The sequence below is a fragment of the Streptomyces sp. NPDC089915 genome, assembly GCF_040684675.1.
Taxonomy (GTDB): Bacteria; Actinomycetota; Actinomycetes; order Streptomycetales; family Streptomycetaceae; genus Streptomyces.
On record NZ_JBFBGN010000380.1, the window covers coordinates 1 to 1,333 of the forward strand.

2 protein-coding genes are annotated in these 1,333 nt (G+C 74.0%); one reads left to right on the plus strand and one right to left on the minus strand.

Annotation, left to right across the window (positions count from 1 at the left end; all coding sequences use genetic code 11):
* Positions 1-678: ABC transporter permease (locus AB0O29_RS35980; RefSeq protein ID WP_365160675.1), on the plus strand; the 678-nt coding region annotated here is incomplete at its 5' end.
* 100 nt (positions 679-778) lie between these two features.
* Here the strand turns inward: AB0O29_RS35980 and AB0O29_RS35985 are convergent.
* Positions 779-1,333 (minus strand): TetR/AcrR family transcriptional regulator C-terminal domain-containing protein (locus AB0O29_RS35985; RefSeq protein WP_365160678.1); only part of this gene is annotated, 555 nt, incomplete at its 5' end.

The following is a 1,333-nucleotide window of genomic DNA, read 5'->3' on the forward strand; positions in this document are numbered from 1 at the left end:
GTCGGCGAGAGCGTGGACGTCTGGCTGGGCGACGGCAGCAGGACGACCCTGAGGATCGTCGCGGTGATGCGGACGGGCACGGGCAACAACGGCGTGTACGTCACCCCGCGCAACGCCCCGGGGGCCACGGCCTCCCGGATCGACGTGAAGCTGCTGCCGGGCGCCGACCGGGCCGCCGCGGCCGCGGCGCTGGAGGCGGCCGCCCGCCCGTGGGGCGGCCACGTGATGACGCGGCAGGAGTGGGTGGACGCCACCGCTCCGAAGACCAACCGCCAGACCCGCGTGGGCTTCGCGGTGGTCCTGGGCATCGCCCTGCTGTACTCCTGCATCGCGCTCGCCAACACCCTGGTCATGGCCACCTCCGACCGGGTACGGGACCTCGCGGTGCTGCGGCTCGCCGGGGCCACGAAGGCCCAGGTGCTGCGGCTGGTGGCGGCCGAGGCACTGATGGTGGTGGTCGTCGGCGGAGCACTCGGGCTCGCGGTGACCGGGCTGTACCTGTCCGGGGTGTGGGCCTGCCTGGCCGTCATGGGGGTGTGGTCGCCGATCGCGGTCCCCTGGCAGGCGCTCGGTGCGGCGCTCGGGGTGTGCGCGCTGCTCGCGGTGGTCTTCTCCACGGTACCGGCCGCCCTGGCCCTGCGGACCCGCCCGGTGGACCTGGCGGGCATGCGCGAGTAGCCGGGCCGGACGGCGGGAGAGCGCGAGGGGCCCCACCTGACCGGTGGGGCCCCTGGGTGCGGGGCGGAGCCGGTCTCAGCGCGTTACCCGGCGCCGGCGATCACGGCGCAGGTGTGTGGAGGATGCCGTTGATCAGGACGTTCAGGGCCCAGGTGTCGCGGTCGCCGGGGGAAAGGAGGGCCTGCCGCAGGGAGGTGATCATCGGGTAGCGGTCGGCGGGCAGGGCGGCGAAGCGGCGGTCGGCTTCGCCGATGTGGGTCTCCTCGGTGAAGTCCTTGGTGTCGTAGCTGCTCTGCTCGGCGGCGGACGCCGCGATGTGGAGGTGGAGCAGGTCGACGGCCCAGGCGGCGCTGGTGTCGTCGAGGCCGCCCTCCTTGAGGAGGGCGAGCATGCGGTCGAGGACGAGGAGGGCGTTCTCGCCGGTCGGGATGGAGCCGAGGGCGACCGCCGCGAGGCCTTCGTGGCGGCTCATGGCCTCGATGGTGGCGCCGGCCAGGGACTGGAGCCGTTCCCGCCAGGTGCCGTCCCAGTCCAGCGGCACGCCGGCGAGGGCCTGGTCGAGCATGGCGGCCATGAGGTCGTCGCGGTTGGCGACGTAGACGTAGAGCGACGCGGGGCCGGTGTCGAGTTCCTTGGCGACGCGGCGCATGGTCAG